We start from the raw sequence: 567 nt of genomic DNA, 5'->3' as shown, positions 1-567 counted from the left end.
CTTAACCTTCGGGAGGGCGCTTACCACTTTGTGATTCATGACTGGGGTGAAGTCGTAACAAGGTAACCGTAGGGGAACCTGCGGTTGGATCACCTCCTTACCTGAAGATACCTTCCCGCGTAGTGCTCACACAGATTGTCTGATAGAAAAGTAATGAGCAAGACGGCTGCGAAGTCGCGACACTATCGTGTCCCCTTCGTCTAGCGGTTAGGACTCCGCCCTTTCACGGCGGCAACAGGGGTTCGAATCCCCTAGGGGACGCCACTTGCTTGGTGACAGGTGAAAGGTGTTGCCCACATATCTTAAAGATGACTTACGAGTCATGTTTAAGATATTGCTCTTTAACAATCCGGAACAAGCTGAAAATTGAAACGACATGTCGTTTTCATTCTCCGTAATAAGAATGAAAAACACGATATGTTCGAGTCTCTCAAATGCTTGCAACACGCAGCGTTGAAAACGCCTGTGGGTTGTGAGGTTAAGCGACTAAGCGTACACGGTGGATGCCCTGGCAGTCAGAGGCGATGAAGGACGTGCTAATCTGCGTAAAGCGACGGTAAGGTGATA

The 567-nt window shown here is 49.2% G+C and carries 1 tRNA gene and 2 rRNA genes; all 3 read left to right on the top strand.

Annotation, left to right across the window (positions count from 1 at the left end):
- Positions 1-100, top strand: a 16S ribosomal RNA gene (locus WFK59_RS21970); the annotation flags it as partial.
- Positions 101-189: 89 nt separating this feature from the next.
- Positions 190-264, top strand: a tRNA-Glu gene (locus tag WFK59_RS21965).
- Positions 265-476: 212 nt separating this feature from the next.
- Positions 477-567 (top strand): 23S ribosomal RNA (locus WFK59_RS21960); the annotation flags it as partial.

This window comes from Pantoea sp. USHLN298 (assembly GCF_037149395.1).
GTDB lineage: Bacteria > Pseudomonadota > Gammaproteobacteria > Enterobacterales > Enterobacteriaceae > Pantoea > Pantoea astica.
The sequence above is the reverse complement of the archived record's forward strand: the minus strand, read 5'-3'. Positions and strand labels throughout refer to the sequence as shown.